Annotated in this window: 23 protein-coding genes and 4 pseudogenes; 12 read left to right on the forward strand and 15 right to left on the reverse strand. The window is 70.4% G+C overall.

The annotated features are described in order from the left end of the window. The first annotated feature begins 273 nt into the window (after positions 1–273). The gene (locus ACN28G_RS00565) at positions 274–1461 is read left to right on the forward strand and encodes a hypothetical protein (protein ID WP_421478136.1); all 1188 of its coding nucleotides are present in this window, start codon (positions 274–276) and stop codon (positions 1459–1461) included. 777 nt (positions 1462–2238) lie between these two features. Here the strand turns inward: ACN28G_RS00565 and ACN28G_RS00570 are convergent. Then, positions 2239–2820, reverse strand: coding sequence for a TetR/AcrR family transcriptional regulator (locus ACN28G_RS00570; RefSeq protein WP_421478137.1), 582 nt, complete (start codon positions 2818–2820; stop codon positions 2239–2241). Positions 2821–2887: 67 nt separating this feature from the next. Between ACN28G_RS00570 and ACN28G_RS00575 the strand changes: the two genes are divergently transcribed. Continuing rightward, positions 2888–3901 (forward strand): hypothetical protein, encoded by a 1014-nt coding sequence (locus ACN28G_RS00575; RefSeq protein ID WP_421478138.1) that lies wholly within the window; start codon positions 2888–2890, stop codon positions 3899–3901. Positions 3902–4012: 111 nt separating this feature from the next. Here the strand turns inward: ACN28G_RS00575 and ACN28G_RS00580 are convergent. The 8 genes and pseudogenes from ACN28G_RS00580 to ACN28G_RS00615 all read right to left on the reverse strand — a co-directional run. Beyond that, positions 4013–4223, reverse strand: a pseudogene (locus ACN28G_RS00580) (ISAs1 family transposase); the annotation flags it as partial. A gap of 99 nt (positions 4224–4322) precedes the next feature. Beyond that, positions 4323–5078, reverse strand: coding sequence for a GntR family transcriptional regulator (locus ACN28G_RS00585; protein WP_091434395.1), 756 nt, complete (start codon positions 5076–5078; stop codon positions 4323–4325). A gap of 55 nt (positions 5079–5133) precedes the next feature. After that, complete coding sequence (locus ACN28G_RS00590) at positions 5134–6579, reverse strand: FGGY family carbohydrate kinase (RefSeq protein ID WP_421478139.1); 1446 nt, start codon at positions 6577–6579, stop codon at positions 5134–5136. Then, positions 6573–8018: an FGGY-family carbohydrate kinase gene (locus ACN28G_RS00595; RefSeq protein ID WP_421478140.1), complete on the reverse strand. Its 1446-nt coding sequence runs from the start codon at positions 8016–8018 to the stop codon at positions 6573–6575. The genes ACN28G_RS00590 and ACN28G_RS00595 overlap by 7 nt, the downstream gene beginning before the upstream one ends. Before the next feature lie 11 nt (positions 8019–8029). Further along, positions 8030–8869: a class II fructose-bisphosphate aldolase gene (locus ACN28G_RS00600; protein ID WP_091434402.1), complete on the reverse strand. Its 840-nt coding sequence runs from the start codon at positions 8867–8869 to the stop codon at positions 8030–8032. A gap of 29 nt (positions 8870–8898) precedes the next feature. Then, positions 8899–9672, reverse strand: coding sequence for an ATP-binding cassette domain-containing protein (locus ACN28G_RS00605; protein WP_091434404.1), 774 nt, complete (start codon positions 9670–9672; stop codon positions 8899–8901). Further along, positions 9669–10694, reverse strand: coding sequence for an ABC transporter permease (locus ACN28G_RS00610; RefSeq protein WP_091434406.1), 1026 nt, complete (start codon positions 10692–10694; stop codon positions 9669–9671). The genes ACN28G_RS00605 and ACN28G_RS00610 overlap by 4 nt, the downstream gene beginning before the upstream one ends. A 2-nt stretch (positions 10695–10696) precedes the next feature. After that, positions 10697–11779: a substrate-binding domain-containing protein gene (locus tag ACN28G_RS00615; protein ID WP_091434409.1), complete on the reverse strand. Its 1083-nt coding sequence runs from the start codon at positions 11777–11779 to the stop codon at positions 10697–10699. A gap of 389 nt (positions 11780–12168) precedes the next feature. On the opposite strand from ACN28G_RS00615, the pseudogene ACN28G_RS00620 reads away from it, so the two are divergent. Then, positions 12169–13302: pseudogene (locus ACN28G_RS00620) on the forward strand (ATP-binding protein); the annotation flags it as partial. Positions 13303–13345: 43 nt separating this feature from the next. Here the strand turns inward: ACN28G_RS00620 and ACN28G_RS00625 are convergent. Both ACN28G_RS00625 and ACN28G_RS00630 read right to left on the reverse strand, forming a co-directional pair. Continuing rightward, positions 13346–13444 (reverse strand): annotated as a pseudogene (locus ACN28G_RS00625) (excalibur calcium-binding domain-containing protein); the annotation flags it as partial. Positions 13445–13573: 129 nt separating this feature from the next. Further along, positions 13574–14431: an SDR family oxidoreductase gene (locus ACN28G_RS00630; RefSeq protein ID WP_421478141.1), complete on the reverse strand. Its 858-nt coding sequence runs from the start codon at positions 14429–14431 to the stop codon at positions 13574–13576. A gap of 123 nt (positions 14432–14554) precedes the next feature. On the opposite strand from ACN28G_RS00630, the gene ACN28G_RS00635 reads away from it, so the two are divergent. The 4 genes and pseudogenes from ACN28G_RS00635 (at position 14555) to ACN28G_RS00650 (ending at position 16962) form a co-directional block, all read left to right on the forward strand. Beyond that, positions 14555–15151: a TetR/AcrR family transcriptional regulator gene (locus ACN28G_RS00635; RefSeq protein WP_421478142.1), complete on the forward strand. Its 597-nt coding sequence runs from the start codon at positions 14555–14557 to the stop codon at positions 15149–15151. A 98-nt stretch (positions 15152–15249) separates the two neighbouring features. Further along, the gene (locus tag ACN28G_RS00640) at positions 15250–16470 is read left to right on the forward strand and encodes a hypothetical protein (protein ID WP_421478143.1); all 1221 of its coding nucleotides are present in this window, start codon (positions 15250–15252) and stop codon (positions 16468–16470) included. Positions 16471–16541: 71 nt separating this feature from the next. Further along, positions 16542–16733, forward strand: a pseudogene (locus tag ACN28G_RS00645) (MerR family transcriptional regulator); the annotation flags it as partial. A gap of 61 nt (positions 16734–16794) precedes the next feature. Continuing rightward, positions 16795–16962 carry a hypothetical protein gene (locus tag ACN28G_RS00650; protein ID WP_229688144.1) on the forward strand — a complete coding sequence of 56 codons (168 nt, stop codon included), beginning with the start codon at positions 16795–16797 and terminating at the stop codon, positions 16960–16962. A 76-nt stretch (positions 16963–17038) separates the two neighbouring features. Here the strand turns inward: ACN28G_RS00650 and ACN28G_RS00655 are convergent, their stop codons facing one another. Then, positions 17039–17788, reverse strand: coding sequence for an SAM-dependent methyltransferase (locus ACN28G_RS00655; protein WP_091434418.1), 750 nt, complete (start codon positions 17786–17788; stop codon positions 17039–17041). Between the two features lie 88 nt (positions 17789–17876). On the opposite strand from ACN28G_RS00655, the gene ACN28G_RS00660 reads away from it, so the two are divergent. Both ACN28G_RS00660 and ACN28G_RS00665 read left to right on the forward strand, forming a co-directional pair. Then, positions 17877–18386 carry a macro domain-containing protein gene (locus tag ACN28G_RS00660; RefSeq protein WP_421478144.1) on the forward strand — a complete coding sequence of 170 codons (510 nt, stop codon included), beginning with the start codon at positions 17877–17879 and terminating at the stop codon, positions 18384–18386. A gap of 118 nt (positions 18387–18504) precedes the next feature. After that, positions 18505–19311 (forward strand): TSUP family transporter, encoded by an 807-nt coding sequence (locus ACN28G_RS00665; protein ID WP_217628771.1) that lies wholly within the window; start codon positions 18505–18507, stop codon positions 19309–19311. 18 nt (positions 19312–19329) lie between these two features. Here ACN28G_RS00665 and ACN28G_RS00670 read toward each other — a convergent pair whose 3' ends face one another. After that, positions 19330–20460, reverse strand: coding sequence for a DUF1996 domain-containing protein (locus ACN28G_RS00670; RefSeq protein ID WP_175440442.1), 1131 nt, complete (start codon positions 20458–20460; stop codon positions 19330–19332). A gap of 200 nt (positions 20461–20660) precedes the next feature. Between ACN28G_RS00670 and ACN28G_RS00675 the strand changes: the two genes are divergently transcribed. Beyond that, complete coding sequence (locus ACN28G_RS00675; RefSeq protein WP_091434423.1) at positions 20661–21641, forward strand: zinc-binding dehydrogenase; 981 nt, start codon at positions 20661–20663, stop codon at positions 21639–21641. A 21-nt stretch (positions 21642–21662) separates the two neighbouring features. Here ACN28G_RS00675 and ACN28G_RS00680 read toward each other — a convergent pair whose 3' ends face one another. Then, positions 21663–22262: a ClpP family protease gene (locus ACN28G_RS00680; RefSeq protein WP_091445906.1), complete on the reverse strand. Its 600-nt coding sequence runs from the start codon at positions 22260–22262 to the stop codon at positions 21663–21665. Positions 22263–22493: 231 nt separating this feature from the next. Next, entirely contained in the window at positions 22494–22985 is a 492-nt protein-coding gene (locus ACN28G_RS00685) for a helix-turn-helix domain-containing protein (RefSeq protein ID WP_091445907.1), read from the reverse strand. Positions 22986–23177: 192 nt separating this feature from the next. Here ACN28G_RS00685 and ACN28G_RS00690 point away from each other — a divergent pair, with 192 nt between their 5' ends. Both ACN28G_RS00690 and ACN28G_RS00695 read left to right on the forward strand, forming a co-directional pair. Beyond that, positions 23178–24191 carry a potassium channel family protein gene (locus tag ACN28G_RS00690; RefSeq protein WP_421478145.1) on the forward strand — a complete coding sequence of 338 codons (1014 nt, stop codon included), beginning with the start codon at positions 23178–23180 and terminating at the stop codon, positions 24189–24191. Positions 24192–24474: 283 nt separating this feature from the next. Beyond that, entirely contained in the window at positions 24475–26277 is a 1803-nt protein-coding gene (locus tag ACN28G_RS00695) for a trypsin-like serine protease (RefSeq protein WP_421478146.1), read from the forward strand. The last annotated feature ends 67 nt before the right edge of the window (positions 26278–26344 follow it).

Genomic DNA, 26344 nt, shown 5'->3' on the forward strand with positions numbered 1-26344 from the left:
CGACCGACAGCACCGCACGATCGACCAGTGGGTGTGCCGGAGTGCTGCCAGCATGGCGTACACGGAGTCCGTCCACTGCAATCTTGGGTCTGTAAATCTATCAATATGTTGGACACGTTGAACCAGGTCGCGAGCCCACCTACGGCACACCCCGCCAACTGCCCGTCGTGGTGCGTCATCGATCACGGCGGGGAGGAGTTGGGCGGTCCGGGTGACCGCGAACGGGGGCACTCCCGGCTGGTGATGGAAACAGGCAAGGGCGAGGGTCGTGGGATGTCGGTGGAGATCATCTCGCGGGAGCACCTGGACCAGTCCGAGGAGCGCACGACGACCGAGGTGGTTCTGTCTGCCCGGGGGCCGCTCAGCCTGGCGGACGCCGGGTACCTCGCGACATCGCTCAGGAAGGCGGTCACGATAGCCGGTCGGACGCATCGACCCTACTGGCTGAAGCGGCCGTGCCCGTCCTGGTGCGTCGTTTCGCATGCCGACGGCGACCACGTCGAGGATCGGCTCCACCTGCCGGATGACTGGACGCCTGTTCTGTTGTCGCTACACGATCCGGTGCGAACGGCTGGGAAGTCGTGCGCCCATCAGGCGTACCGGCCGCGGCAGTTGGAGATCGACCTGGAACAGCACGTGGACGCGGTCGAACCGGTGGTGAAGTTCGTGATCGAGGGCGCGACCGCGGTGCTGCGTCTGACCCTGGACGAGGCCGAACAGGTGCGGACGGCAATCGGTCAGGTCGCGACCACGGCACGTGACGGAGCCAGCCGACCAGCCGGTGGTGCCCGGTCACCGGCCAGCCCAGCGCCCGCGCCGGAACGGGATGGCCTCGGCTGGGTCGTGTTCGACCGGGTGTTCCAGGACGATGGCCTGGCCGCCGACCAGAAGATCAGCGTGCTGCGAGGGATGGTCGCCGAGCAACTCACTCGACAGGGCCTGAGTCTTCCCGAGCAGGCCGCACAGCTGAACTGCACCGAGGACCAAGTGGCGGACGCGGTGGTGGACTTCGCGATGTGGTCGCACGCCGGCTACCTGCTGCCACCGACGACGTCGACCGAGTCGCCGTGCCCGGCATGGTGCGATGGGACGTGTCTTTTCGAGGACGGCGTCCGCCTGCACAATCGACACGTCCTGACCGTGCACGGCCAGGACATCGATGCCGCCGACGACACCGAAGTCGTGACGGTCGACCTTGAGGCATTCAACACGCCCGACGGGGACGGCGACCAGCCGCCGTCGGTGACGCTGGCGATCAACAATCCGGAACAACGCACTGCCGACTACAGGAAGCTGGACGGGTTGGACCCCGCGATGGTCCGGGGCTTGGCCGCGTCGCTGCTGTCGGGCTGCTGGGAAGGCGCGGCGGTCCGGCTCATCCCCCAGAAAGCGGCGGAACTCGGCGCGTCACTGATCGCTGCGGCCCGCGCCACCTCCGAAGGCGCGACCGCCAGAACCTGACCTCGACGAGGCGGTGAATGGAGTGGCCCGGACCTCTGCACCATGAGGTCCGGGCGGCTCGTCCAGAGTGCGGCCATCGGTGGAGTTATTCGGCACGATCTGACCTTGGAAGCCCCAGCCGGCGAGGTGGAGCGGGCGAGTCAGCGACCGGATACTACTCAGTCGGCGGAGACTCGGCGGGCATTCAGCAGCCGATCACAGCAGCGGGATCCATCGACTGTCTTCACTCGAAGAGGCGCGTCGATCCGCAGGCCAACCGCGCATGCATAGACGTCCGACGATTCTTAGGAAACCGATGCTCTATCCCCTGAGCTACGGGGGCGCGAGTGGCCAGTCTAGCGACCTGCGGGTTCGCCCCGGGTGGCAGGGAGTGACCCGCGTTGACCCGGGGTGTCCGGGCCGGGTTCGGTCGAGGTTGGGCCAGGTGGGAGCACGTCCGGATCACACGTACTCCGGATTCGACCTGATCTTGGTCGGGGTTGGCCGGTAGTGACCCGGGTTGTCCGGGGGTGGCTTCCGCTGAAGAGCACACGCCCCACACATCACCCCGCATCCGCCCGCTGCGCCGGGCCGTGGACCTTCAGGTCGGCCCAGAAACGATCGTCGTGGAACGGGCACCTCATTTCCCTCCGGCCGGTCGCCTGTCCCGGCGGGTTCTGACGTCAGGTGCTGTTCCAGCGGCGTTTGTCCGAAGCGGAGTGTGCACTGGTGGTATCAGCGCGACCTCGGCAGAGTTCGATTCGTCATCCGCCGTGCCGATGCGACCGAGGCGCTGCGTTAGCCGCAGCCGCGTACCAGGGGCAGGAACACTTTGTCCACGATCTCGACGAGCACCTCGTCGGGGACCGAGGGGATACCGCGCATCGCGTACTCGGCGCGTAGCAGCATTATCGGTGTCGTCGCCACCCGGGGATGGGCGGCCGCTGCCGGTGCCTCGCCGCGGGCTGCGGCCCGTTCGAGCATTCCGAGCCAAGCGCGGTCCATGGTGTCTGCGCCGGACCGCTCGCGCATGAGGGTGAGTAGCTCGGGGTCGTCGGCTGCGGCGGCGAGCAGACCGCGCAGGACTGTTCCGTGTGGCGACGACCATGTCTGGTTGGCCTGTCGGAGCATCTCGAGTGCGTCGCCTCGCAGGGTGCCCGTGTCGGGGTTTGGCATGGCGGCGTCGGAGAGGTGGCGATACGCCGCGATGCCGAGGGCTGCCCGGTGCGGCCATCGGCGGTAGATGGCGTTCTTGTTGGTCCCGGCGCGGGCGGCGACCCGGTCCATCGTCATGCCCGGGTAGCCGGACTCGCGTAGTTCATCCGCCGCGGCGTGCAGGATCGCCCGCTCCAGTTCTTCGCCCCGGCGCCTCGTGCTCATGCCTTGTAGGGTACTGGACGGACCCTATAGGGTACGCTGCGTACCGTAAGAGGGAGAGGGGCTCTGGATGCGCGTCTTCGGCATGAACTACGACACCGGCTTCGTGAGCGCCGGATCCACCACTCATGAGCCGTTCGACCCCGACACCGTGCGGAACGACCTGCGTGTCATCCGCGACGAGTTGCACTGCGACGCGGTCCGTATCACCGGTGGTGTCCAAGACCGGCTGGAGCTGACCGCGCGACTCGCGGCCGAGATTGGGCTTGAGGTGTGGTACTCCCCGTTCACCAACGGCCTCGACCGCGACGGGCTCATGGCGTTCGTGCTCGACGGCGCCGAGCGGGCCGAACGGCTGCGGCGCGGCGGCGCCCCGGTCGTGTATCTCGCCGGTTCGGAGATCTCGATGTTCACCGACGGTTTCCTGCCCGGCCGGGACCTGGCGGAGCGGATGGTGCTGTTCACCGATCCGATGCGGATGAGGGAGGCGATCCCGGCCGCCCGGGCCGCCGTGCGCGAATTCTTCGCCGAGGCGGTGCCCGCGGTGCGCGAGCGGTTCGACGGCCTGGTCGGATACGCCTCGATCCCGCTCGAGGACGTCGACTGGGCCCAGTTCGACATCATCGCCAGCGACGCCGGCTACCGCGACGCGACCAACTCCTCGGTGTTCCCGCAGACCCTGGCGGCGGCGGTGGGGCAGGGTAAGCCGTACGCTGCGACCGAGTTCGGCTGCTGCACGTTCCGGGGTGCCCCCGACGTGGCGGGTGGGGCCGAGCCGGTGACCTTCGACGAGCATGGCCGTGCCGTGAAGCTGACTGCGGAGTTGGAGCGCGACGAGGAAGGCCAAGCGCGCTACATCGTCGATCTGCTGCGCGACTACGAGGATGGCGGAGTGGAAGCGGCGTTCGTGTACACCTTCGCGAATCGGCACCTACCGACCACCGGCGATCCTGAACACGACTACGACTTGGCTGCGCGTGGGATCGTGCGAGTGCTGCCGGACGGCTCCTGGACGCCCAAGGCCGCTTTTCGCGCCCTCGCCGAGTACGGTCGTTCCCGCACGCTGAGCCGGCCTGCCTCCTAGGCATCGGACTTCAGCATGTCGGTGACGCCTCAGTCCGGGAGCTGGTTCCTGCCAAGAAGGTGAGGTGACCAAGCGGCCTGACCTGGCGGCCGGTATGACCCCCTCGCCGGCACCGTCGCCTGCGGACAGGATGAACACCCGGTTGCCGTCGGGGCGTCTGGCCCCGCGTAGACATTTACCGTCCACCGCGATGGCGGCGCGGCTGGTCGCCCGCGGCGGCGTGGTGGGCGCGACGCTGTTCCCGCTCACCGACACCGTCCGGGGTCAGCGGGGCGGTCGCGGTGCGGGCCAACGCGGCTCCATGATCCACAGGCGTCGTGCTCGCCCCTCACTCGGGCACGGCCCCCAGCACAGCATCAGGCCAAACAGGACATTCGCGGACTACTCCGGGGCCCCGGGGTGGTACTTGAGTACCACCCGGTCATGCGCCGTGCGTGGTGGCGTCGACCGCGAGCGGCACGATGTCGGTGCGCAGCCACGTCTCGTAGTAGTCGTACGGAACAAGGGATTTGTCCCAGGTGGTGGAGCGGATCCGCAACAGCGGTGTGGTGGCCGGGATGTTGAGATGCTCCGCGATCACCGGGCCGGCCGCGACCGCGTGCATCACCCGTCGCGCCCCGGCCGCCTGGTAGCCGCCGGCCTGAAGCGCGGCGGTCAGCGACGAGGTCCCCTTCCGGACGCCGGTGGCGGCGGCGACCACCCCGGCGACGGTGGGCGGCGTCCAGTTCGTACTGAACAGGGCCGGTTGCCCGTCGACACTCCGCACCCGTTCCAGGACGAATCCCACCGATCTACGGGGGATCCGGAGGGCGGCGGTGATCTCGTCCGGGAGCGGCTGCTCCCCGGAGGACACTACCGTCGTCGTGATGTGCGGATCACCGTGCAGCAGACCGTTCTCCAGGAAGCCGCCGAGCCCCTCGATGTGCCATCCCTGCGGCGAGTTCGGCTCGGCCACGAAGTAGCCGCGGCGCGCCACCCGCTGCGCGTAGCCGTTCGACTCCAGCATGTCCAGAGCCTGGCGGACGGTCGGACGGGACAGCGCGAACGTACGATGCAACTCGCTCTCACCGGGCAGCTTCTCGCCTGCCGGCAACTCGCCCGACTGGATGCTGCTGAGGAGTACCTCGTACAGCTGCACGTAGTAGGGCACCGGGGAAGCGCGCTCGATGTTCTTCATCGCTCCTCCTAGGATTTTCCGCGAATCTTACGAATGCCTGCCGGACGAGGGAGCATCAGGCTGGTGTCAACGAAGCGTCGTAGGACATGGCGCTGCGTGCGGCTCGGTGCTGGTTCATGATCACGGCTTCGGTGGGGGTCGCCGGGACCTCGCGGACGGTCGGCTGCCAGTCCGGTATGGTGCCGGTCAGCGCCCCACCGGCCTGGGCCGCGGCGCCGATCGCCACGTATTCCCCCGGCTCGGGGATCAGCAGAGGGACGTCGATGATCTGGGCCAGCACGGTCTGTACGGCGGTGCTGCGGGCCGCGCCGCCGATGAGCAGGAGCTGGTTGACCGGCACGCCGCAGGCGCGGGTGGCGTCGATCATGACGACCTGGCTGGCCAGCATCCCCTCGACCACCGCGCGGGCGAAGTTCGGCCGGGTGAAGTTGGCCAGGGTCGCGCCGTGCAGGGACGCGGTGGCGTCCGGCAGGTCGGGGGTGCGCTCGCCCTCGAAGTAGGGCAGCATCGTCAGTCCTCCGGCGCCCGGTGGCGCCTGCAGGGCCAGGGCGGACAGCTCGCTGTAGTCGCAGCCGAGCAGGGCGATCCCGGCGTCCAGGTCGCGGGCCGCGTTCAGGGTCGCGGCCAGCGGCAGGTGGTCACCGGTGGCGTCGGCGTAGCTGCACACCACCCCGGAGTAGTCGTGGACCGGCCGGGTGCTGCGGCTGTAGACGACTCCGGAGGTGCCGAGCGACATCACCGCGTCGCCGACCTGCAGTCGTAGGGCGAGCGCGGCCGCGGCATTGTCACCACTGCCGGCGCCGATCGGCAGTCCGGCGGGGATGCCGGTGATGCCCGTGCCGGTGACGCCGGCCCGGTCCAGCGGGCCGAGCACGCGGGGCAGGATGACCTGCTTGCCGAAGGCGTGTTGCACCAGGTCGGTGCAGTAGTCGCCGGTCTCGCCGGACCAGTATCCGGTGCCGCTGGCCTCGGACCGGTCGGTGACCAGGCGGCTGAAGTCGGCCCGGCCGGGGCCGTGGCCCATCAGCAGCCAGGTGAGCCAGTCGTGGACGACGGCGACCGCGGCGGTACGGCGGGCGCTGTCCGGGTCGGTGTCGCGCAGCCAGCGCAGTTTCACGACGGTGTCGGAGAGGCTGATCGGCAGGCCGGTACGCCGGATCCACTCGCGGAAGCCGAGCTCGTCGTTGAGTGCGACGACCTGGGGGTGGGATCCGTTGTCGTTCCAGAGCGGCGAGTCACACACCACTGCCCCGTCGGCGTCGAGGAACACCGGCGTGTGCTGCTGGCCGCTGACCGACAGGGCCGACACGTCGTGCAGGCCACCCGCGCGGTCGACGGCGAGGAGCAGGGCCTTCCACCACTCGTACGGGTCAATGATCTTCTGGGGTGGGTGTGCCGCCCGGCCCGCACGCACGAGCCGGCCGGTCCGCAGATCGCGGACCTCGACCTTGCAGCTCTGCGTGGACGAGTCGATGCCGGCGACGAGAGTGCGGCTCACCATGAGAGTTGCCCGAGGTTGTGCACGACGGGGCGGACCGACTCGCGCCATTCCTGCAGGCGGGCGTGCCGGGCCGGGTCGGCCAGGACCGGTGCGGGGTCGCAGGACTCCCAGTTGCCGGATCGCCCGGAGGCCAGGGCCTGGGCGCCGCGGGACACGACTTCAGGGAACTCCGAAACGCTCAGGTCGGCGTCCAGGATGTCGGCTTTGAGGTGCAGCCAGAGCCGGTTCTGGCTGGCCGGGCCGATCACCTTGATGGTGGTGGCGTCGGTGCGGAACAGTTCGAGGACCTTGGCGAACTGGATGGCCAGGCCGAGGAAGCAGCCGAACACGATGTCCTCGGCCCGGACGTCGTTGCCGAGGTTGGCGATGATGCCGCGGGCCGACGCCGACTTGTCCGGCGGCGGGCTGCCCCGGAACTGCGGGATCACGACGGGTACGCCGGCCAGGTCGATCTGCCCGGACAGGTAGCGTTCGCTCAGCGCCGCCACGCAGGTCGCCAGCATCGACTCGGACATGCCGAGCATCCGCTGCAGGGTGGCGAAGGCCGAGCCGCCGGTGGGAATCGAGGCGAACAGGGTGTACGCCGATCCGTCGCAGGCCAGCCCGTTGGCGAGCATGGACCGGGCGGAGTACGCGTCCAGGCTCGGTCTGTCGTTGAGCAGGAGCACACCCTCGGTGGTGCCGGTGGAGTTGAGCACCTCGCCCTTGCGCAGGCCTGCGCCGACCGCGCCGACCATGTGGTCGTGCCCGGCGACGTGCACGGTGACCGTGGCCGGCAGGTTCGCCTCGCGGGCGAACCCGGGCGTGATCTCCTGGCCCTGATCGGCACGGCACAGCTCGGGCAGCAGCGCCGGGTCGAGGCCGGCCAGCGTGCACATCTCCGGCGACCACTCCCCGGCCCGCAGGTCGAGGGCCATGGTGCGGCTGGCCAGCGAGTACTCCGCCCAGCGCCGGCCGGTCATCCAGGCCGCCACGTACTCGGACACGTTCAGCCACCGCAGGTCGCCGGTGGCGTGGCCGGTGCGCGCGGCGGCCCAGGCGATCTTGGACAGCGAGTAGTTGGCGTTCGGCGGCAGGCCGGTGAGCTTGTAGATCCGGGTCCGCTGACTGCGGTCCAGGCCGTCGATCATGGCCGCGCCGCGCTGGTCGTGCCAGAGGATCATCGGGGACCGCAGCACCAGGTCCGGTCCGACCAGTCCGCCGGACTCCCCGACACCGGCGATGGCGATCCGCTCCACACTGTCGCGGTGACCGGGATCGAGATTACCTACGAACCGCACGATGATCGCCAGGAGGGCGTCCACGTCGTAGACGCTCCCCCACGAGTCGGCCATGCTGGGAGTGGGCTGTTTGTCCGACGCCAACTGGTCGCCGCCGGCGTCGAAGAACCCGAGCTTGACCCGGGTCGTACCGATGTCGATCGTGATCGTGGGTTTCATCGAACTGGTCCTCAGCCGAGCTTCGGGTTCAGCGTCCGGATCCGGCTCTCCACCACGTCGGTGATCGCCGTGACCGCCTTCTGCGACACCCGGATCAGGGCGTACTCGTTCGGGTTCGCGGCATAGGCCTCACCGAACGTCCTGATCATGGCGTTGCGCAGGTCGCTGGCGATGTTGACCTTGACGACCCCGTACTCGGCGAGTCGGCTCAGCTGCTCCCGGGGCAGTCCCGAGCCGCCGTGGACGACCAGCGGCACCGCACTGGCCCGCTGGACCCTCCGGAGCAGATCCATATCGATCCGAACGCCGGGGGCGTAGCCGTGTACGTTGCCCACGGAGACCGCGAGCATCTCGCATCCGGTGGCGGTGACGAAGCCGGCGACCTGGTCCGGGTCGGTGGTCGCCTCCCTCTCCGGGCCGAGGTCGTCCTCCTTGCCGCCGATGCTGCCCAGCTCGACCTCGAGCGCGTACTCCGTCGGGGTCAGGTCCCGGGCCTGCCGGGACAGGTCCACGTTCTTGTCGTACTCGTAGCCGGAGGCGTCCATCATGATCGAGGTGAAGCCGGCCGCCAGGGACTGCTTCACGTCGTCCAGGGTGCGGCCGTGGTCCAGGTGCAGGGCCACCGGTACGTCGACCTTCGCCAGCCGGCGGCTGACCATGTCGTGGATGTACTCGTACCCGGAGAGCACCGCGTTGGTCGGGGCGACCTGGATGAAGGTCGGCACCCGGGTGTTCTCGACGGCCTGGACGATGCCCATCGTCGTCTCGATGTTGGTGGTGTTGAAAGCCCCGGCCACCAGCCCCCGGGAAACACACTGCTCGATGACCTCAAGCCCACTGACCAGGCCCATGTTCCTACCTTTTTCTCTGGAAGGACCCGTCAGAGGGTCTTGGCGCCGGTCATGATCGCGACGCCTTCGGTCATGTCGTGGCTCGACGGGGTGATGACGCCGGCGCAGCTCCCCAGCCGCTGGATGTGGATCCGGTCGGCGATCTCCCACACGTGTGGCATGTTGTGGCTGATCAGGATCACCGGCAGCCCGCGGTCACGCAGGGCCCGGATCGCGTCCAGCACCAGACCCGACTCGCGGACGCCCAGGGCCGCCGTCGGCTCGTCGAGAAGCACCAGCTTGGAGCCGAAGGCGGCCGCCCGGGCCACCGCGATCGCCTGACGCTGGCCGCCGGAGAGCGTCTCCACCCGCTGGCCCGGGTTCTGGATGGTGCGGATCCCCAGTTGCTGCAACGCGGCCATCGACTTCTCCCGCATGGCCTTGCGGTCCAGCATCCGCAACACCGATCCGAGCGGGCCGGGCTTGCGGATCTCCCGGCCCAGGAACATGTTCGAGGCGATGTCCAGCGCCGGCGACATGGCCAGCGACTGGTAGACGGTCTCGATGCCCATGTCCTTGGCGTCCTGTGGGCGCTTGAACGAGACCGGCCTGCCGTCCAGTTCCAGGGTGCCGCTGTCCGGCACCAGGGCGCCGGTCAGGCACTGGATCAGCGTCGACTTGCCGGCGCCGTTGTCGCCGATGATCGCCAGCACCTCGCCCGGGAAGACGTCCAGGTCGACACCAGCGAGGCCGACGACCCGGCCGAAGGTCTTGCGGATGCCCCGGGCGGACAGCACCGCCGGCTTCTGCATGGTCTCGGTCATGTCCGGACCTTCCTGATCCACTGGTCGGCGGCGACCGCGGCGATCACCAGGGCACCGACGGCCAGGACGCGGTACTCGTCGTCGAGACCGGCCAGGGTCAGGCCGATGGCGAAGCTCTGCACGATCAGCGCGCCGAGCACCGTGCCGATGACGCCACCGCGGCCGCCGAAGAGGCTGGTGCCACCGATCACGACGGCGGTGATGCTGGCCAGGTTGGCATCCACGATGCCGTTCGGCGAGGCCGCCCCGGCCCGGCCGATCAGCACCCAGGCGGCGATGCCGTAGATGACACCGGCGACGATGTAGACGCTGAGCAGGACGCGGCCAACCGAGATACCGGCCAGGCGGGCGGCCTCGGGGGCGTCACCCACCGCGTAGACCCGGCGGCCCCAGGCGGTGAACCCGAGAGCCAAGCCGACGGCCAGGTAGACCAGGCCCACCACGATGATGCCGAGGTTCAGGTCCAGCCCGAGAAACGGGACCCGGGTGCCGGCGGCGGTCATCGCGTCCGGCATGTCCCGGCCCTGGACCGTGGATCCGCCGGTCAGCATCAGCGTGAGCGCGGTGAACACGCTGAGCGTGCCGAGCGTGACGATGAACGGCGGCAGTTTCAGCCGGGACACCAACGCCCCGTTGAGCAGGCCGCACAGCGCGCCGATCAGGATGCCGACGGTGATCGCGGCTGGCGCCGGCAGGCCGTGCTGTGACGCCAGCAGCGCCGAGGACATGCAGCCCAGGATCGCCGCCGCGCCGACTGACAGGTCGATGCCGCCGGTCAGGATGATCAGGGTCTGGCCGACCGCGAGAGCGGCGACCACAGCGGTCTGCTGCAACAGCAGCGAGATCGCGCGGGGCTGGGCGAACGCCGGGTTCAGCAGGGTGAACACCGCGATCGACAGCACCAGCAGCGCTAGTGGGCTGACCCAGGGGCGCTCGTGCAGGAAGTGCTGCGCCCGGAGGACCCGGGAGGCCCCGCGGCTCGTGGCCGCGGGCGCCTTCGGGGCGGTTTCGGGGGAAGTCATCGTCACCAGCAGGTCTTCGAGCCGTCGGCGGTGGTGGTCGCGGTGACACCGTCCTTGGCCTGGTCGGTGATCAACTCGGTGCCGGTGTTGTAGAAGTCCAGGCCGTCGGAGACCGCCGGGAGCGCCTTGCCGGCCACCTTGTCGGCGACCGCCTTCACACCCAGCTCGGCCATCTTCACCGGGAACTGCATGGAGGTGGCGGCGATGACGCCGTCCGCGACGTTCTTGACACCGTCACAGGAACCGTCGATCGAGACGATCGTGACCTTGTCCTGCACTCCGGCGGCCTGCAGCGCCTTGTACGCGCCGGACGCCGACGGCTCGTTGATCGTATAGACGAGGTTGATGTCCTTGTTCTTGGTCAGGCAGTTCTCCATGGCGGTACGGCCCCCGTCCTCGGCGCCGGTGGTCGGCTCCTGACAGGCGATCGTGTAGGTGCCGCCGTCGTAGTCGCCGGTCTTCGCCTCGTCACCCTTCTTCGTCCGGTCCGCCAGGTTGATGCCCATGCCCTCCAGGAAGCCCTGGTTCCGGTTCAGGTCGGTCTGGATGGTCCGGTCGCTGAACTGGTCGAGCAGGGCGATCACCACGGGCTTGCCGGCCAGGTGCGCCTTCGACCACTGGCCGATCAGCTTGCCGGCCTCGAAGTTGTCGGTCGCGAAGGTGATGTCCGCGGTGTCGATCGGGTCCGGCGGGGTGTCCAACGCGATCACCGTGACCCCCTGGGCGCGGGCATCGGTCATCGCCTTGTTGACCGCGGGGCCGCTGGGCAGGATCAGGATGCCGTCCTGGCCCTTGAGCACGGCGCTCTCGATCTCGTCGATCTGACCCTGCTCGTCGCCGTCCTTCTTGGCGGCCACCACGGTCAGCTCGACGTTGTTCTTGGCCGCCTCGGCCTTCGCGCCGTCGGCGAGCGCGGTGAAGAACGGGTTCTGCAGATCCTTGAGGATCAGGGTGACCTTGGCCTTGCCATCTGGGTCGGTGCCGGCGTCTGTGCCCGAGTCGCCACAGGCGGCGAGGCCGGGGATCAGGAGGGCGGAGACGGCAAGGGTGGTGAGGGCGCGGCGGTACCAGGAGGTACGAGTCATTGAGGTGTCTCCTTGAACGGAGGCTGCGGGGCCTCACGAGTTGACGATGTGACCTTAGGCCCGCCATCCCCTAGATGTCGATACTGTACGTACAAATATTACGAGCATGTTTTCCAGGCGGGCTCCAGGTGCCGCCCATATCGGGCGTTGCACCCGTAAAAGGGTCAGAGTCGGTGGTGGTGAAAGTGTCGGCGGGCCATCGGTTCGTCGGGCCGCACGGTTCGGGTTTCATGGTGGTCGGCGTCGCCGCCGCTCCACCCCCGGCGTAGGTGTTGCGTTGCGGCAGCGCCGGGGTGGCTCCCCGCGGTTCGAGCGCCCAACCGCCCGCATTTCGAACATGTCACCTGCCGCAGATCGAACGCATCTGGCCTCGCAGATCGAAACCCCCCGGCGATCGCCTCGCCGAGCGCCGTGATCTCGACCGGGCGCAGGACCGGGCGGCGGCGATCGCCGATCCGGTCGGGTTCGTGGACTCGCCCGAACTCCTGGTCATCGACGAGATCCAACGCGCTCCCGAGCTGCTGCTGGCCATCAAGGCAGCCGTCGACGAGGATCCCCGCCCGGGCCGTTATCTGCTCACCGGCTCGTCTCGCCTCTTCGGCATGGTCGCCGCCCCGGACGCGTTGCCCGGCCGGATGGAAACCGTCGAGCTCTGGCCGTTGTCCCAGGGTGAACTCGACGGCGAGCCGGACGGATTCGTCGACGCCCTGTTCGCGCTCGGTCCGGACCTGCGACACGAGTCGGACGTGACCCGCGCCGACTACGCGGCCAGAATCGTGCGCGGCGGCCTACCCGAGGCCACCACCCGCACCGACCCGCGCCGCCGCCAACGGTTCCTCGACGCGTACGTCCAGGCGCTCGTCGACCGCGATGTCCGTCAGCTGTCCGACATCCAGCACAAGAGCGAACTACGCAAGCTGGTACGCCTCCTCGCGGCCAGATCCGCGACCATCATCGCCGCCAACTCGCTGGAATCCGCCCTCGGACTGAGCCGGCCAACGATCGCCCGCTACCTCCAAGCTCTGGAAGAGATCTTCCTGATCAAGCGGATCCCCGGCTGGTCCCGTAACCTCGGCACCCGCGCCACCGCCGCCCCTAAGCTGATCTTCGTCGACTCCGGCATCGCCGCCAACGAAACCGCGACCGACGCCCGGGCGCTACTCCGGCCCGGCGCACCGTTCGGGCCACTACTCGAATCATTTGTCCTCTCTGAACTGTCTCGCCAGCTCACCTGGTCCGACCAGCTCGCCGACCTGTCCCACTACCGCGACCAGAGCAAGTACGAAGTCGACGCGGTGCTCGAGAGCCGATCCGGCCAGGTCGTCGGGATCGAGGTCAAAGCAGCCACCACCGTCGGGCCCGACGACTTCCGTGGGCTACGCCGACTCGCCGACCGCCTCGGCGACGACTTCATCGCCGGCCTCGTCCTCTACACCGGCACGTCGACGCTGCCGTTCGGCGACAAACTTCGCGCCCTTCCCGTCAGTGCCTTGTGGCAGGTTCCCGCCCCGCCAGCAGGCTGACCTCGCACCCTCCGCAGGTCGCTCCCAGCCAGCGATGATCCTGTTATTCGCAGGCGATGCCGTCGCCGTCGCGGTCCAGTTCCGGTCGGTACCCGGGCTCGCCCTCGAACAGTGGTGCCTGTCCGGCGGCCCGTACGGCGTCGCAGTTCTTGTAGTACGGCGCCGGTCGCCGGGTGGTCGGTTTCGGAGCCGGCTTGCGGGTGGCCGGCTTCGAGGCCGTCCACTCCCTTGCGTGCCTGCGGGCTCATCAGCCGGGAGGCGCGAATGCTTCTCAGGTCGTTTCCGGGGCCGGCACCGCCTGCTCGGCGGCGCGGCTTACCTGCTCCCAACCCGCCCAGGTCTCCATCCGCCGCCGGGAGATATCGAACGCCAGGTCGTACACCATGTTCCCGAGCAGCAGCCGCAGCGGTGGGTCGTCGCTGTCGACCAGTCGCAGCAGGGCCTCGGCGGCCAGGCGGGGCTCGCTGTCGACCGAGCCTTCCGCCCACTGTTGCTCCAGCTCGGCGCGGAGCGGCGCGTACGTGTCCATCGGGTCGGTGGCGCTGACGCTCGTGTAGAGGTCGGTCCAGTAGCCGCCCGGCTGGACGATGCTGAGCTTGACGTCGAAGGCCGCGGCCTCCATCGCCAGGGCCTCGCTCATGCCTTCCAGGGCGAACTTGCTCGCGCTGTACAGGCCGGTGCTCGGGAAGCCACCGAGGGCGGCGATGCTGGAGATCTGCACGAGGTGGCCGGACCGTTGGGCGCGCAGGTGCGGCAGCACGGCCTGGCTGACCCAGAGCGCGCCGAAGAGGTTGACCTCGAACTGGGCTCGCGCCTCGGCTTCGGTGAACTCCTCGATCATGCCCATGGACAGGGTGCCGGCGTTGTTGACGACGATGTCGAGCCGTCCGAAATGCTCGACCGCGGTGGTCACGGCGGCGACGACGGCCGCCCGGTCGGTCACGTCGAGGGTCAGGGTCAGCAGCCGGTCGCCGTGCCGCGCGTCGAAGTCGTCCCGGGTGACGGTCCGGGCCGCGGCGACCACCCGGTCACCACGGTCGAGCGCGGCTTCGGCGAACGCGCGGCCCAGTCCGCGGCTGGCCCCGGTGATGAACCAGGTACGGGGTGTGGCGTCGGATGAGGTCGGCATGTCGGCGTCTCCCTACCTAGAATGAGACGAGACGGTCCGTCTCGCAGCGAGATCGAGGCTAGCTCCCGATGAACCCCATCGTCAAGACGGTACGTCTCGTCTCGCCGTTGGTACGGTGCTCTCATGACGCCGCCGAACACGGGCCGCCGGAGCGAGGCCTCCCGCCGTGCCGTCCTCACCGCCGCCCTCGACCTGTTGCAGGAGGTCGAGTACGCGAAAATCAGCATCGAGGGCCTCGCCAGCCGCGCCGGCGTCGGCAAGCAGACCATCTACCGCTGGTGGCCGTCCAAGGGTGCGGTCATCTTCGACGCTTTCCTCATGCTCAGCGAGGGCGCCGAGGGTGGGCCGGTGCAGCTGCCGGACACCGGCGACCTGGCAGCCGACCTGACCGAGGTGCTCCGCGCCACGGTGACCGAGCTGAACGAGCCCCGGTACGAGCAACCGATGCGCGCGCTGGCCACCGAGATCGCGCACGACCCCGAGCTGGCAGCGATCTACGCCGAACGACTGGACGGGCCACTGCGGGAGGCCAAACGGCAGCGCCTCCGCCGCGCCCAGCGGGCCGGACAGCTCGCCGAGGACCTCGATCTCGACGTCGCGGTGGACCTGATCTGGGGTCCCCTGTTCCAACGATGGCTCCACCGCGGCGGACCGCTCACGACCGAGTACGCCGACCGCCTCGTCGCCACCGCCCTCGACGGGTTACGACCCCGACGGTGACGTGCATCGTCCGGGACCGCCATGTCCGGGCGCTGACGGGAGTCGATTTCCGGTAGTGTTTCTCCACCACACTGCCCGCGCGTACCGAAGGGTCTGCCATGAGCTCTGGTCGTCGGCGGCTGTCGCGAACCGTCACCGCCGCGCTGCTCCTCCTCGCCGGGATGGCTGTCCCCGCCGGTCCCGCCGAGGCGGCGAAGAAGGGGCCGGACCTCACGGTCGACGTGTCCGGAACGACGGTCTCGCGGGGGACCGAGCGGAAGGTCATCTATCTGAAGGTCAGCAACCTGGGGGACGAGACCCCGGGCGACGTCGTCGTCAGAGTCCACCAGCCGCCGGAGGGCCCTGGCCCCATGCCGGTCGGCCTGCTCTGGCATTCACGGGGTGGGGTGGGCGAGTGCGACGGCGACTTCGGTGGGTTCTACTGCCGACTGCTGCCGGAGTTGATTCCGGGACCGGGCGAAACCGTCGACGTTCCCATCGACGCAGTCGTCTACGGGGCTGCGGGGCCCTACCAGGGCAGGTTCGAAGTTTCGGTCACCATCAAGCCGGAAAAGGACGCGAATCCGGCCGACAACACCAGATGGTTCCCGCTGGCGCTGGTCGACCAGCCACGTGCCGACCTCTCGTTGGTGGCCCAAGACGTGAAGCAGTCGGTGCGGATCGACGCTGACGGCACACCCGAGCCCACCGGGACGCTGAACCCGGGTGAGCCGGGTGCGGTGTGGCACACCGTCGCCAACCAGGGCCGGAAGGCGGTCAGCGGAGTGCGGGTCACGCTGCGCCTGCCCGAGGGCGTGACCTTCACCGGGCAGCCGACCCAGTGTGCGCTTGCCGACGCCGGGCGGTCGGCGGTCTGCACCTACGAGAGCCTCACCCTCGTTCCGGCCGTCGAGGACACCGATCCGAACGACACCATCTACTCGGCGGTCAAGCTGTACAACCTGGTGACGACTGCGGCATCCGCCACCGCGCCGGCGGCGCTGCGGGGCGGAACCGTACAGGTGGAGGGCCTCGCCGAGCGGTCGACGAACGAGCGCGCCACGCCTGCGCGGACCGATCTGCCCGGGAACGCCGTCGCCGTACGGGTGGCCGACGGGGACCACAGCGACAATCAGGACGGCTTCGCCGTGCTGCTGGCCGCGAGGAGCGACGACGGCGACGGTGGCGGCGGTGACGGTGGCGGCGGTGACGGTGATGGTGGCGGTGGCGGCGGGTTGCCGGTCACCGGGCCGCCGGCCGGGCTGATCGGCGGAATCGGCCTGGCGGCGCTGGTGGCCGGAGGTGTGCTGCTCCTCGCTGCCCGGCGTCGCGGCATCTGAGGACGCCTACCTGCTCACCGACAAGCCGCCGACCAGGGACACTTCGCGGCTTCCGTCCACAGAAGATCGAGGTGTTAGGTTGCTGCCGTCGGCTGGAGCACCCAGGAACTCGCCGATCTCGCCGACACCACACCATCCGGCACTATCACCGGCTCGGACTGCGCGACGAGCCGGATCGCCGGCACAACGGGTACAAGATGTACGGCGTACCGCATCTGATCTGTCTGTTGCGGGTCCGGCGCCTCGTCGGGCTGGGGGTGCCGCTCTCCGAGGTCGGCGGGGCCCGGACGAACGGGGACGTGTCGAGCGAGGTGCTGGAGCGGGTTGACGCCCGGCTCGCGGCTGACCAGCGGCGAGCACACCACCAAGCAGACGTTCATGGCCGCCATCTACACCCCCGCGCAACTCGACGTGTTCACCCGGGCCAGTTTCCTCGCGCGCCGGCAGATGGGCCTTGATCCTCCGGCCGAGGACGACTCCGGGCGCGGATGAACGCCCGACGAACCGGCCCAGCCCCGATGTGCCGGGCCGGTTCGCACCGGGACACCGGTGGGCGTGCCGCCGCGGGTCACGGTCGGTTGCGACGCAGGACCAGGGTGACGAAGCCCAACACGTCGCGGTACCCGCGTAGCCACTGGTCCCGGTGTTCCCGGGCGGCGGCCAGCGCCTCGGCGGCGTCCGGATGCCCGGGATTGTCAAGCGCCCACCGGGTGAGCGAGCCGACCCACGACCACTCGTAGTCGTCCCACTCGGCGGCGTCGCTGACGTGGGCGTACACCGGCGTCCAGCCGGCCCGCTCGGCGACGTCGACCAGGCCGGGCAGGTCGGTGAACTCCGTGGACTCCACGTCCAGTGCGGCGAGCGCCTGCGGTGTCGGCGGGAGCTGCCAGAATGCCTCGCCGACCAGCAGGATGCCGTCGACGTTCACGTGCCGGCCGGCCGACTCCAGCGTCGGTCCGAATCCGCCGAACGCGTGGGTGGACCCGACGCACAGCACCAGGTCGTAGTCGCCGTCGGGCACATACGTCCGCGCGTCACGCCGGTGTGGCGTGAACCGGTCGGCGAGGCCGCGTTCGGTGGCGGCGCCGACGGCCTGTTCGAGCGCGTAGGGGCTGATGTCGACGCCGTCGGCGTGCCCGTCCGGGTAGTGGGCCAGGGCCTGTAGTGCCCAGGCTCCCGCCCCGCAGCCGAGGTCCAGGACCCGGGCCGTCGGCTGCCGGTCCGCTCGGCGCAGGAGTCGGTTGATGGTGACCCCGGAGACCGGGGCCGCGACCGGGTGGTGCGAGTGCGCGATGCTGCTGAGGCGTTGACGATCCACCGCACGAGTCAACACGAGCCGACCCGCTGCCGCACCCGGCTGGGTCGACGGTCGCCTCGACACGATGCCGGTGTGTCAGGATCCTGTGGTGGCAGTGATCGAGGTCGTCGTTGGTGACATCACCCGGGAGAACGTGGACGCGGTCGTCACGGCCGCGAACGAGTCGTTGCTCGGTGGTGGTGGTGTCGACGGGGCCGTGCACCGGGCGGCCGGGCCCCGGTTGGCACGGGCGGGGGCGGCGATCGCCCCCTGTGCGGCGGGAGACGCGGTGGCGACGCCGGCGTTCGACCTGGATCCTCCGGTGCGGCACGTCATCCACACCGTCGGACCGGTCTGGGCGGGCGGCGGCCAGGGGGAGGCCGACGTGCTGGCCTCCTGTTACCGCAGGGTGTTGCAGGTGGCCGACGGGATCGGCGCCCGTACCGTCGCCGTTCCGGCGATCGCCACCGGCGTGTACGGCTTTCCGCCCGAGCAGGCCGCCCGGATCGCCGTGGCCACCGTCAGGTCCACGCCGACCGCCGTCGAGGTGGTACGCCTCGTCGCCTTCGACGAGGAGACCCGGGGCTGGCTGCGGGCGGCGTTGACCACCAGCGACTGACCCGCCCACCAGGTCGGGCTAATATCCCTATCGACAAGATAGGGAATTCGCCGAAACGGCGATCTGCAGGCCTGAGGGTGGGCATGACCGGTAGTGGTAGGCAGGCGCGGGGCCGACCGTGACGTCCTTCGGCGAGGTGGTGCTCGCGATGCTCGCCGGGGCCGTGGTGGCGGCGATCGGCACGCCGGCCGGCGTGTCCGGGGCGGTCTTCCTGCTGCCGGTGCAGATCAGTGTTCTCGGGGTCACCGGGCCGGCGGTCAGCGCGACGAATCTGCTGTTCAACATCGTCTCCACCCCGTTGTCGCTGCGTCGGCTCAGCCGTCGGCCCGCCGTGGACTGGAGTCGCCTGGGCCCGCTGATCGCCGTCGGCGTACCGGCCGCCGTCGCGGGTGCCCTCGCCCGGGTGACCGTGCTGGCCGATCCCGGCCGGTTCCGGCTGCTCGTCGCCGCCGTGTTGCTCCCGCTGGGGTTGCGGCTGTTGTGGCGCTCCCGCCGGCCCCGGCCGGCCCCGGCCCCGATCGCGGCCGGAGCGCCGGCCCGACCCGGCCGGGTCACCCTGGCGGCGCTCGGCGCGGTGGCGGCGGCGGTCGGCGGAGTCCTCGGCATCGGCGGCGGGTCCCTGCTCGCGCCCGCGCTGGTGGCCATGTTCCGGCACCCCACCAGCCAGGCCGCGACGCTCGCGCTGACCATCACGCTGACCACCTCCGTAGCCGGCCTGGCCGCGTACACCTTCTTCGACGCCGCCGGCATCGGCACCGCCCCCGCCGCCCCCTACTGGGACGTCGGTCTTGCCCTGGGCCTCGGGGGTCTCGTCGGTGGACTCGTCGGCGCCGCCCTGCAGCACCGGATCGACGAACGGTTCCTGGTCGCGGTCCTCGGCACCCTCTCGATGGTCACGGCGGTCAGCTACCTCGCCCGGGGTTGACCTGCCCCCGCGCCGAGGTCACTGCTGGATCCACTGCCCGTCGTTGCCGCAGACGTAGCCGGCGACTATGCAGTTCTGCACCCGGAACCGCAGCGCCTCGACGTCCCAGGCGTTGATGAAGTCGCCGTGGAAGGTGTGGCCGGGGGCGTCGGTCACGTTGGCCCCGTTGCGGGTGCCGGCCAGGGTCAGTCCGCCGCCATGGACCGGATACGTGATGAGCAGTTCCAGCCGGGGCAGTGGCGTCGGGTGGCTGGTCGGGCAGGTGCCACCGATTCCGCCGAGGCCGAACGCCAGGTGGCCGCGGTGGTCGGCGCTGTCCAGGTTCCGTCCGTCCCAGCAGGTCGGGAAGTCGAGATAGGTCTCCAGCCTGGAGCCGGCCGGGCAGGTGGGGAAGTCGCGGCTGGACTGCGGGTAGCCCCGGCAGGACCACCGGGCCGCCGGGTTGGCCTCGGGCGAGGTGGCCAGGGGGTTGCCCACCAGCATCTTCAACCCCTGCGGGTACGGCTTGACGTTCAGCCGGTCGGTGATGCCCTGGTAGTAGACCGTGACGTGTTCCGGGGCGACCGGCACGCCGTACTGGTACAGCGTCGGCACCCAGTACGCGGACCGGTCGGCCTGCGGGTTGCAGTTGGTCCCGCCGTTGATCAGCGACGCCAGGTTGGTGTAGGCGTTGGTGGTCGTGTTGCCGAAGAACTCGTGCACGTGCGACGCACCCGGCTGGCCGGGTCGCACGATCGGGTCGTCCGGTCCGCGTCCCTTGCTCGCGCAGTCGGCCCGGAACTCGGAGCCCCGCACCGGCGCTGCCTGGGCCGCCGGACCGCCGACCGGGCCGGCCTGGCCCCCGGCGCCGTCCGCGGCGGCCTGGACCCCGGTGCCGTCCGCGGCGGCCTGGACCCCGGTGCCGTCCGGGGCGGCCTGGGCTCCGGTGCCGCGTAGGGCGCTCTGCAGGGCCAGCGCGGCGGCTTCCTGCTCGGGGCTGAGCAGGTGTCCGTGGTCGGCGTGGCTGCCGGCGGGGGTGTCGGTGCCGGCCTGGGCGTCGACCGGGCTGCGGCCGGTCAGCACGCCGGCGGCGACCACGGTCAGCAGGGTGACGCCGAGCGCGGCGAAGCGGCGCGGGCGGGCGCTGCCGCCCCGGTCGGTGAGCCGCATGGTTCCTCCTCGCCTCCGGTGGCGGGGATCGCCCGGCCGGCCGGGGCCTCGACGGAATGGATGGAGAGCGCTCTCGCCGACCATTGATAACCGTCCGTAGCGACACATGTCAATAAGAGTGAGATTTTTTCGGTCCCGGTGCCAGATGCCGGACCGGACGGGCTTGACCTCGTCCGTGGTTGACGAGATCTGATCGGGGCATGCGTGCGATTCGACTTCACGAGTTCGGTCCCCCCAGCAACCTCGTCCTCGACGACCTGCCCGACCTGACCGCCGGCCCGGGGCAGGTGCGGATCCGGGTCGAGGCCAGCGGCGTGCACCTGCTCGACACCGCCCTGCGCCGGGGCGAGCCCGGTGGGCCGATGCCGTTGCCGGCCCTGCCCACCGTCCCCGGGCGGGAGGTGGCCGGGACCGTCGACGCCGTCGGTGCCGGCGTCGCGGAGGCCTGGCGGGGCCGCCGGGTCGTCGCCCACCTCGGCATGGTGCCCGGCGGGTACGCCGAACAGGCCGTCACCTCGGTCGACACCCTTTTCGAGGTCCCGGAGCGGCTCAGCATGGCCGAGGCGGTGGCGGCGGTCGGCACCGGGCGTACCGCGTTGGGGATCGTCGAGACGGAGCCGCCGACCGCCACCGACGTCGTCTTCGTGCCCTCGGCGGCCGGTGGCCTGGGCTGGCTCCTCGCCCAGGCGGCCCGGCACGCCGGAGCCACGGTGGTGCTGGCCGCCCGTGGCGAGCGGCGGACCGCCCGGCTGGCCGAACTCGGCGCGGACCTGGTCGTCGACTACGGCCGCGCCGACTGGATCGACCGGGTCCGGTCGTGGACCGACGGGTTCACCCTGGTGTACGACGGTATCGGCGGTACGGTCGGCCGGGAGGCCCTGGAACTGCTCCGCCCCGGCGGCCGGTTCGTGATGTTCGGCTACTCCGCCGGGACGCCCACCCGGTTCGACGTCGACGACGTGGTGTCGCGCTCGCTGACGGTCGGTTGGCTGCTTGGCGAGCGGATCCGGAGCCGGCCCGGCGGCATCGCCGGGCTGGCCGGTCGGTCGGTGCGGCTGGCCGGTCGGGGCTGGTGGCGACCGCTGGTCAGCACCTATCCGCTGGCCGACGCGGCCACCGCCCACGCCGACCTGGAGGGCCGCCGGGCGCTGGGCAAGGTCGTCCTCACCCCGGCCCGGTGAGCGGCCCGGTGCCCCGCGGGCTCACCCCGGGTCGAGTTGCCCGGCGTGCGCGATCACCTGGTCGATCAGGCCGTACTCGCGGGCCTGCTCGGCGGTGAACCAGCGGTCCCGGTTCCAGTCCTGCTCGATCTCCTCGGCGGTGTGCCCACTGTGCTCGGCGATCAGCTCCCGCATGGTCCGCTTCACGTGCAGCATGTTCTCGGCCTGGATGTTGATGTCGGCCACCGTGCCACCGAACCCACCGGACGGCTGGTGCATCATGATCCGCGAGTGGGGCAGCGCGAAGCGCTTGCCGGCGGTACCCGCGCAGAGCAGGAACTGTCCCATCGATCCGGCCATGCCGAGCGCCAGTGTGACCACGTCGTTCCGGACGTACCGCATGGTGTCGTAGACGGCCATGCCGGCGCTCACCGAGCCGCCCGGCGAGTTGATGTAGAGGAAGATGTCCCGGTCGGCGTCCTCGGCGGCGAGCAGCAGCAGTTGGGCGCAGATGACGTTCGCGGACCGGTCGGTGACCTCGGTGCCGAGGAAGATGATCCGTTCCGGCAGCAGCCGGTGGAACACCTCGTCGCCGAAGGTGGGCCGCGCCTCGTCGAGCAGGCGGATGTCGTACCTGGTCATGGGGTTGTCCTTCAGTTGCCGGCGGGCGACGTCGGACGCCCAGGGGACCGGCTCCCAGCGTGCGACCGGCGGCGGTCGGGCTTCCAGCACTTCTGCCCGGGGCAGATCCGCCGACAGCGGATCGGCCGACAGCAGAATCGCTTGCGCCGTCCGCCGGATGTCGCCGGACCGCTTGCGCCGTCCGCCGGTGTCGCCGAACCGGCCGCGCCGGTCGCCGGCCGCCGGGCCGGCCTACGCCCGGGGAAGTCGCCGCCGGCCCGCTCCGGCTGACCGCCGGGCCAGCATCAGGGTGGTACGCGGGCCGGGGACCCGGCGCAGGGGCCGGAGGCGATGGGGCGGTTCGTCCGGTGCGCCGAGGCGGGCCAGCGGCTCCGGCCGACGCGGGCCGACCAGGGCGGCGGTGTCCCGTCGGCTGGCCGGCACCCGGGGCCGGACCCCGGGGTTGAGCGGCGCCGGGGGTCGCACCCCGGGGGTGGCCGGCACCGGGGGTTGGCCCCGACGCAGCTCGTCGCGGGCCTCCTCCAGCAGTTCGGCCAGGTCGATCCCGAGGGCCCGGCAGATCGCCGCCAGCACCTCGGAGGAGGCCTCCTTGCGCCCCCGCTCCACCTCGGACAGGTACGGCAGGGAGACCCCGGCGACGGAGGCCACCTCACGTATCGTGCGACCCTGCTGCCGCCTGATCCGGCGCAGCACGTCACCGATCACCCGTCGCAACAACGACATGGCACTCACCCCCGCGGTCGCCATCTCCGGACACCCCCATCATGCCCGTTGTCGGCCGTTTGGACCGGCCCGCCCGGCGGGGCGAGGGGAACCGGGCCGAGGAGGGGATGGAACCCGGCACCGCGCGTCGGGGCGCCGGACCACCGGCTATGTTGTGCTCGTGCAGGTGACGACAGCCGGTCAGGCCCGGTCGTGATCCATTTTCCGGCGCAGCGGCGTGGCCCGCTCAGCGCCCTGAGTCTGCGGCTGGCCGCCGCCGTCGGCCTGGTCTTCGCCGTGGTCGGGGTGGTCTACCTCGACCGGACCGGTTACCGGGACGTCAACGAGGACGGCATCACCCTGCTCGACGCCTTCTACTACGCGGTGGTGTCGCTCTCCACCACCGGGTACGGCGACATCACCCCGGCGAGCGAATCGGCCCGGCTGACCAACGTCCTGCTGGTCACCCCGGCCCGGGTGCTCTTCCTGATCATCCTGGTCGGCACCACCCTGGAAGTCCTGACCGAGCAGTACCGGACCGGCCGTCGCCTGTCGCGCTGGGGGAGAACCGTGAAGAACCACGTCATCATCTGCGGGTACGGCACCAAGGGGCGCAGCGCGGTCTCCGCCCTGCTGGAGAACGGTCTGGACAAGTCCCGGATCGTGGTGGTGGAGCGCAGCGGCGCGGCACTGCGACAGGCCACCTCGGCCGGGCTGGTCGCCATCGAGGGCTCGGCCACCCGGTCGGCGACCCTTACCGAGGCGCACGTGCACAGCGCCAAGGCAGTGATCATCGCCACCGACAGCGACGACGCCTCGGTGCTGGTGGCGCTGACCGTCCGGCAGTTGACCGCCGGCCAGGTACGGATCATCGCCGCCGCCCGGGAGGCGGAGAACGCCCCCCTGCTCAAGCAGAGCGGCGCCCACCACGTGATCGTCTCCTCGGCGACCGCCGGTCGGCTGCTCGGCCTCTCCACCTCCGCGCCTCCGTTGATCGACGTGGTCGAGGACCTGCTCACCCCCGGACAGGGCATGGCGTTGGCGATGCGTTCCGCCGAACGCGACGAGGTGGGTCGCTCCCCGCGTGAGCTGGAATGCCTGGTCATCGCCCTGGTCCGGCGGGGCAAGGTGGTCACCCTGGCCGACCGGGCCGGCGCGGTGATCGAGACCGGCGACATGCTGGTACACGTCCGCGACGACCGCCCGCAGCCGGCCACCACGCCCTGACCGCAGGGTGCGCGGGTGCCGTCTCCCCAGGGCAGGATCATCGCCCCGGGTCTATCCTTCACCGTTCGGTGCTTGCTAACGTGTGCCCACTTGGCATACCAACCGGAGCGCGACCTCGACGCGGTCGTCGTCGTTGCCGAAGTGGTCACCAGGCACGGGGGATCGGATCGGCGCGCGGGGAGCACACGGCCCCGGCGTCCGTCGCTGTCTGCCGTCCAGGGCCGACCATCGGTGTCTCAAGTGATTCGTCCACCGAGCGACGGGACAACAATCAGTGGCAGAAGTGGCACACTCCGCACGAGCCGGCCGACGTCGGATCGCCGGGATCGTGGCCGGGCTCGCCGTGCTCGGCGCGGCTGCGCTCAGCCCGGTCGGCAGCGCCCAGGCGGCACCACCGGCCAGCGGTGCGCCGAGCGCGTCGAGCGACGTCCGTACCCCGGCCAAGACCAAGCCCAACCTGCGTAAGGGCAAGCTGCAGCTGCCCACCCCGGGGGCCAAGGGGCCGCGGTTCCAGGCCCGCACCACCGAGAACGGCGCCTCACCGCGGGTCGTCAACGGGACCCTCGCCAACGCGAGTGAGTTCCCGTACATCGTCGGCATCGTCACCAGCTACCAGGACGGTTCCGACTTCTACTACTACTGGTGCACCGGCACGATCATCGCCCCGAACAAGGTCCTGACCGCCGCGCACTGCACCGCCGACGGTCCGGGCACCACCCGGGTCATCGCCGGCAACAACCAGCTCCTCGACTCCTCCGGCACGATCGTCGGCGGTAGCGGGTACGTCGCCGAGGTGGCCTCCACCTGGGCCCACCAGAGCTGGAACATCGCCGCCCAGTACGACGGGACCGCCACCACGATCCTCGACGACGTGGCCGTGCTGACCCTCAAGCAGAACCTGCCCACCGCGTATACGCCGGTGACGCTGAGCGGGCAGGGCGACCAGACGCCGTACGCGGCCGGCACCAGCGCGCAGATCGTCGGCTACGGGGTCACCTCCTCCAGCGACCCGGGTGACACCCGGCTGCGCAAGGCCACCGTCGCGATGCAGAGCGACGCCACCTGCGCCGCCCCCGGCGGGTACGACCGGAACCGGATGATCTGCGCCGGTGACGTGGCCAACGGGGTGGACACCTGCGGTGGCGACTCCGGTGGACCGCTGCTGGTCGCCGGTAAGCAGGTGGGCATCACCGACTGGGGCTTCGAGCCGTGCGGCTCGAAGCCGGGCTACTACGAGCGGCTCAGCTACTACGCCGACTCGATCCGGCAGGACCTGACCCGTCCGGCGCTGGTCAACTCCGACTGGACCGGTGACGGACACACCGACCTGATCGGCCGGGACTCCGCCGGCAAGCTGTACCTCCACACCGGCAGTGGCTTCGGCAACGACGGGTACGGCGGGTTCTGGAGCCGACGGCAGATCGGCACCGGGTTCGGCAGCGCGACCTACAAGCAGGTCTTCCGGGTCTACAACTGGAACGGCGACCGCAAGCCCTCGGTCATGATGGTCAAGACCAACGGTGAGCTGTTCATCTACGACAGCGACGGCGCGGGCAACTTCGTCGGCAGCGCCCGGCGGATCGGCACCGGCTGGGGTGGCTTCACCGCCCTGATGGTGACCAACAACTGGCTGGGCAACAACCGTCCGAGCCTGCTGGCCCGCAAGTCCAACGGGGAGCTGATCCGCTACACCAGCAACGGCACGGGTGGCTGGGACAACCCGGCGGGCACCCGGATCGGCACCGGCTGGAACATGTTCAACCTGTTCCTCACCCCCGGCGCCTGGAAGGGTGACGGCCTGGAGGTCATCATCGGCCGTAAGCCCACCGGCGAGCTGGTCCTGTACCAGAGCGACGGCAGCGGCGGCTGGACCAACCCGGCCGGCACCCAGATCGGCAGCGGCTGGGCGAACTACCGGGACATCCTCACCCCCGGCGACTGGAACGGCGACAACATGATGGACCTGCTCGGGGTGAACAGCAGCGGCAACGTGCGGCTCTACACCACCAACGGGTACGGCCAGTGGCTCGACGCCAGCGGTAAGCAGATCAACACCGGCTTCCAGGCGTACAGCCCGGTCTTCTGACCGGCGGACGACAGACAGCGGGGCCCGCGACCGATCCGGTCGCGGGCCCCGTGCACGTCCGGGGTTG

The sequence above is a fragment of the Micromonospora sp. WMMA1923 genome (assembly GCF_049179195.1).
In the GTDB taxonomy this organism is placed as follows: domain Bacteria; phylum Actinomycetota; class Actinomycetes; order Mycobacteriales; family Micromonosporaceae; genus Micromonospora; species Micromonospora yangpuensis.

Coding starts and splice junctions, on each gene's coding strand:
- ACN28G_RS00565 (WP_421478136.1), top strand. CDS start 274: ATGTCGGTGGAGATCATCTCGCGGGAGCACCTGGACCAGTCCGAGGAG.
- ACN28G_RS00570 (WP_421478137.1), bottom strand. CDS start 2,820: ATGAGCACGAGGCGCCGGGGCGAAGAACTGGAGCGGGCGATCCTGCAC.
- ACN28G_RS00575 (WP_421478138.1), top strand. CDS start 2,888: ATGCGCGTCTTCGGCATGAACTACGACACCGGCTTCGTGAGCGCCGGA.
- ACN28G_RS00585 (WP_091434395.1), bottom strand. CDS start 5,078: ATGAAGAACATCGAGCGCGCTTCCCCGGTGCCCTACTACGTGCAGCTG.
- ACN28G_RS00590 (WP_421478139.1), bottom strand. CDS start 6,579: ATGGTGAGCCGCACTCTCGTCGCCGGCATCGACTCGTCCACGCAGAGC.
- ACN28G_RS00595 (WP_421478140.1), bottom strand. CDS start 8,018: ATGAAACCCACGATCACGATCGACATCGGTACGACCCGGGTCAAGCTC.
- ACN28G_RS00600 (WP_091434402.1), bottom strand. CDS start 8,869: ATGGGCCTGGTCAGTGGGCTTGAGGTCATCGAGCAGTGTGTTTCCCGG.
- ACN28G_RS00605 (WP_091434404.1), bottom strand. CDS start 9,672: ATGACCGAGACCATGCAGAAGCCGGCGGTGCTGTCCGCCCGGGGCATC.
- ACN28G_RS00610 (WP_091434406.1), bottom strand. CDS start 10,694: ATGACTTCCCCCGAAACCGCCCCGAAGGCGCCCGCGGCCACGAGCCGC.
- ACN28G_RS00615 (WP_091434409.1), bottom strand. CDS start 11,779: ATGACTCGTACCTCCTGGTACCGCCGCGCCCTCACCACCCTTGCCGTC.
- ACN28G_RS00630 (WP_421478141.1), bottom strand. CDS start 14,431: ATGCCGACCTCATCCGACGCCACACCCCGTACCTGGTTCATCACCGGG.
- ACN28G_RS00635 (WP_421478142.1), top strand. CDS start 14,555: ATGACGCCGCCGAACACGGGCCGCCGGAGCGAGGCCTCCCGCCGTGCC.
- ACN28G_RS00640 (WP_421478143.1), top strand. CDS start 15,250: ATGAGCTCTGGTCGTCGGCGGCTGTCGCGAACCGTCACCGCCGCGCTG.
- ACN28G_RS00670 (WP_175440442.1), bottom strand. CDS start 20,460: ATGCGGCTCACCGACCGGGGCGGCAGCGCCCGCCCGCGCCGCTTCGCC.
- ACN28G_RS00675 (WP_091434423.1), top strand. CDS start 20,661: ATGCGTGCGATTCGACTTCACGAGTTCGGTCCCCCCAGCAACCTCGTC.
- ACN28G_RS00680 (WP_091445906.1), bottom strand. CDS start 22,262: ATGACCAGGTACGACATCCGCCTGCTCGACGAGGCGCGGCCCACCTTC.
- ACN28G_RS00685 (WP_091445907.1), bottom strand. CDS start 22,985: ATGTCGTTGTTGCGACGGGTGATCGGTGACGTGCTGCGCCGGATCAGG.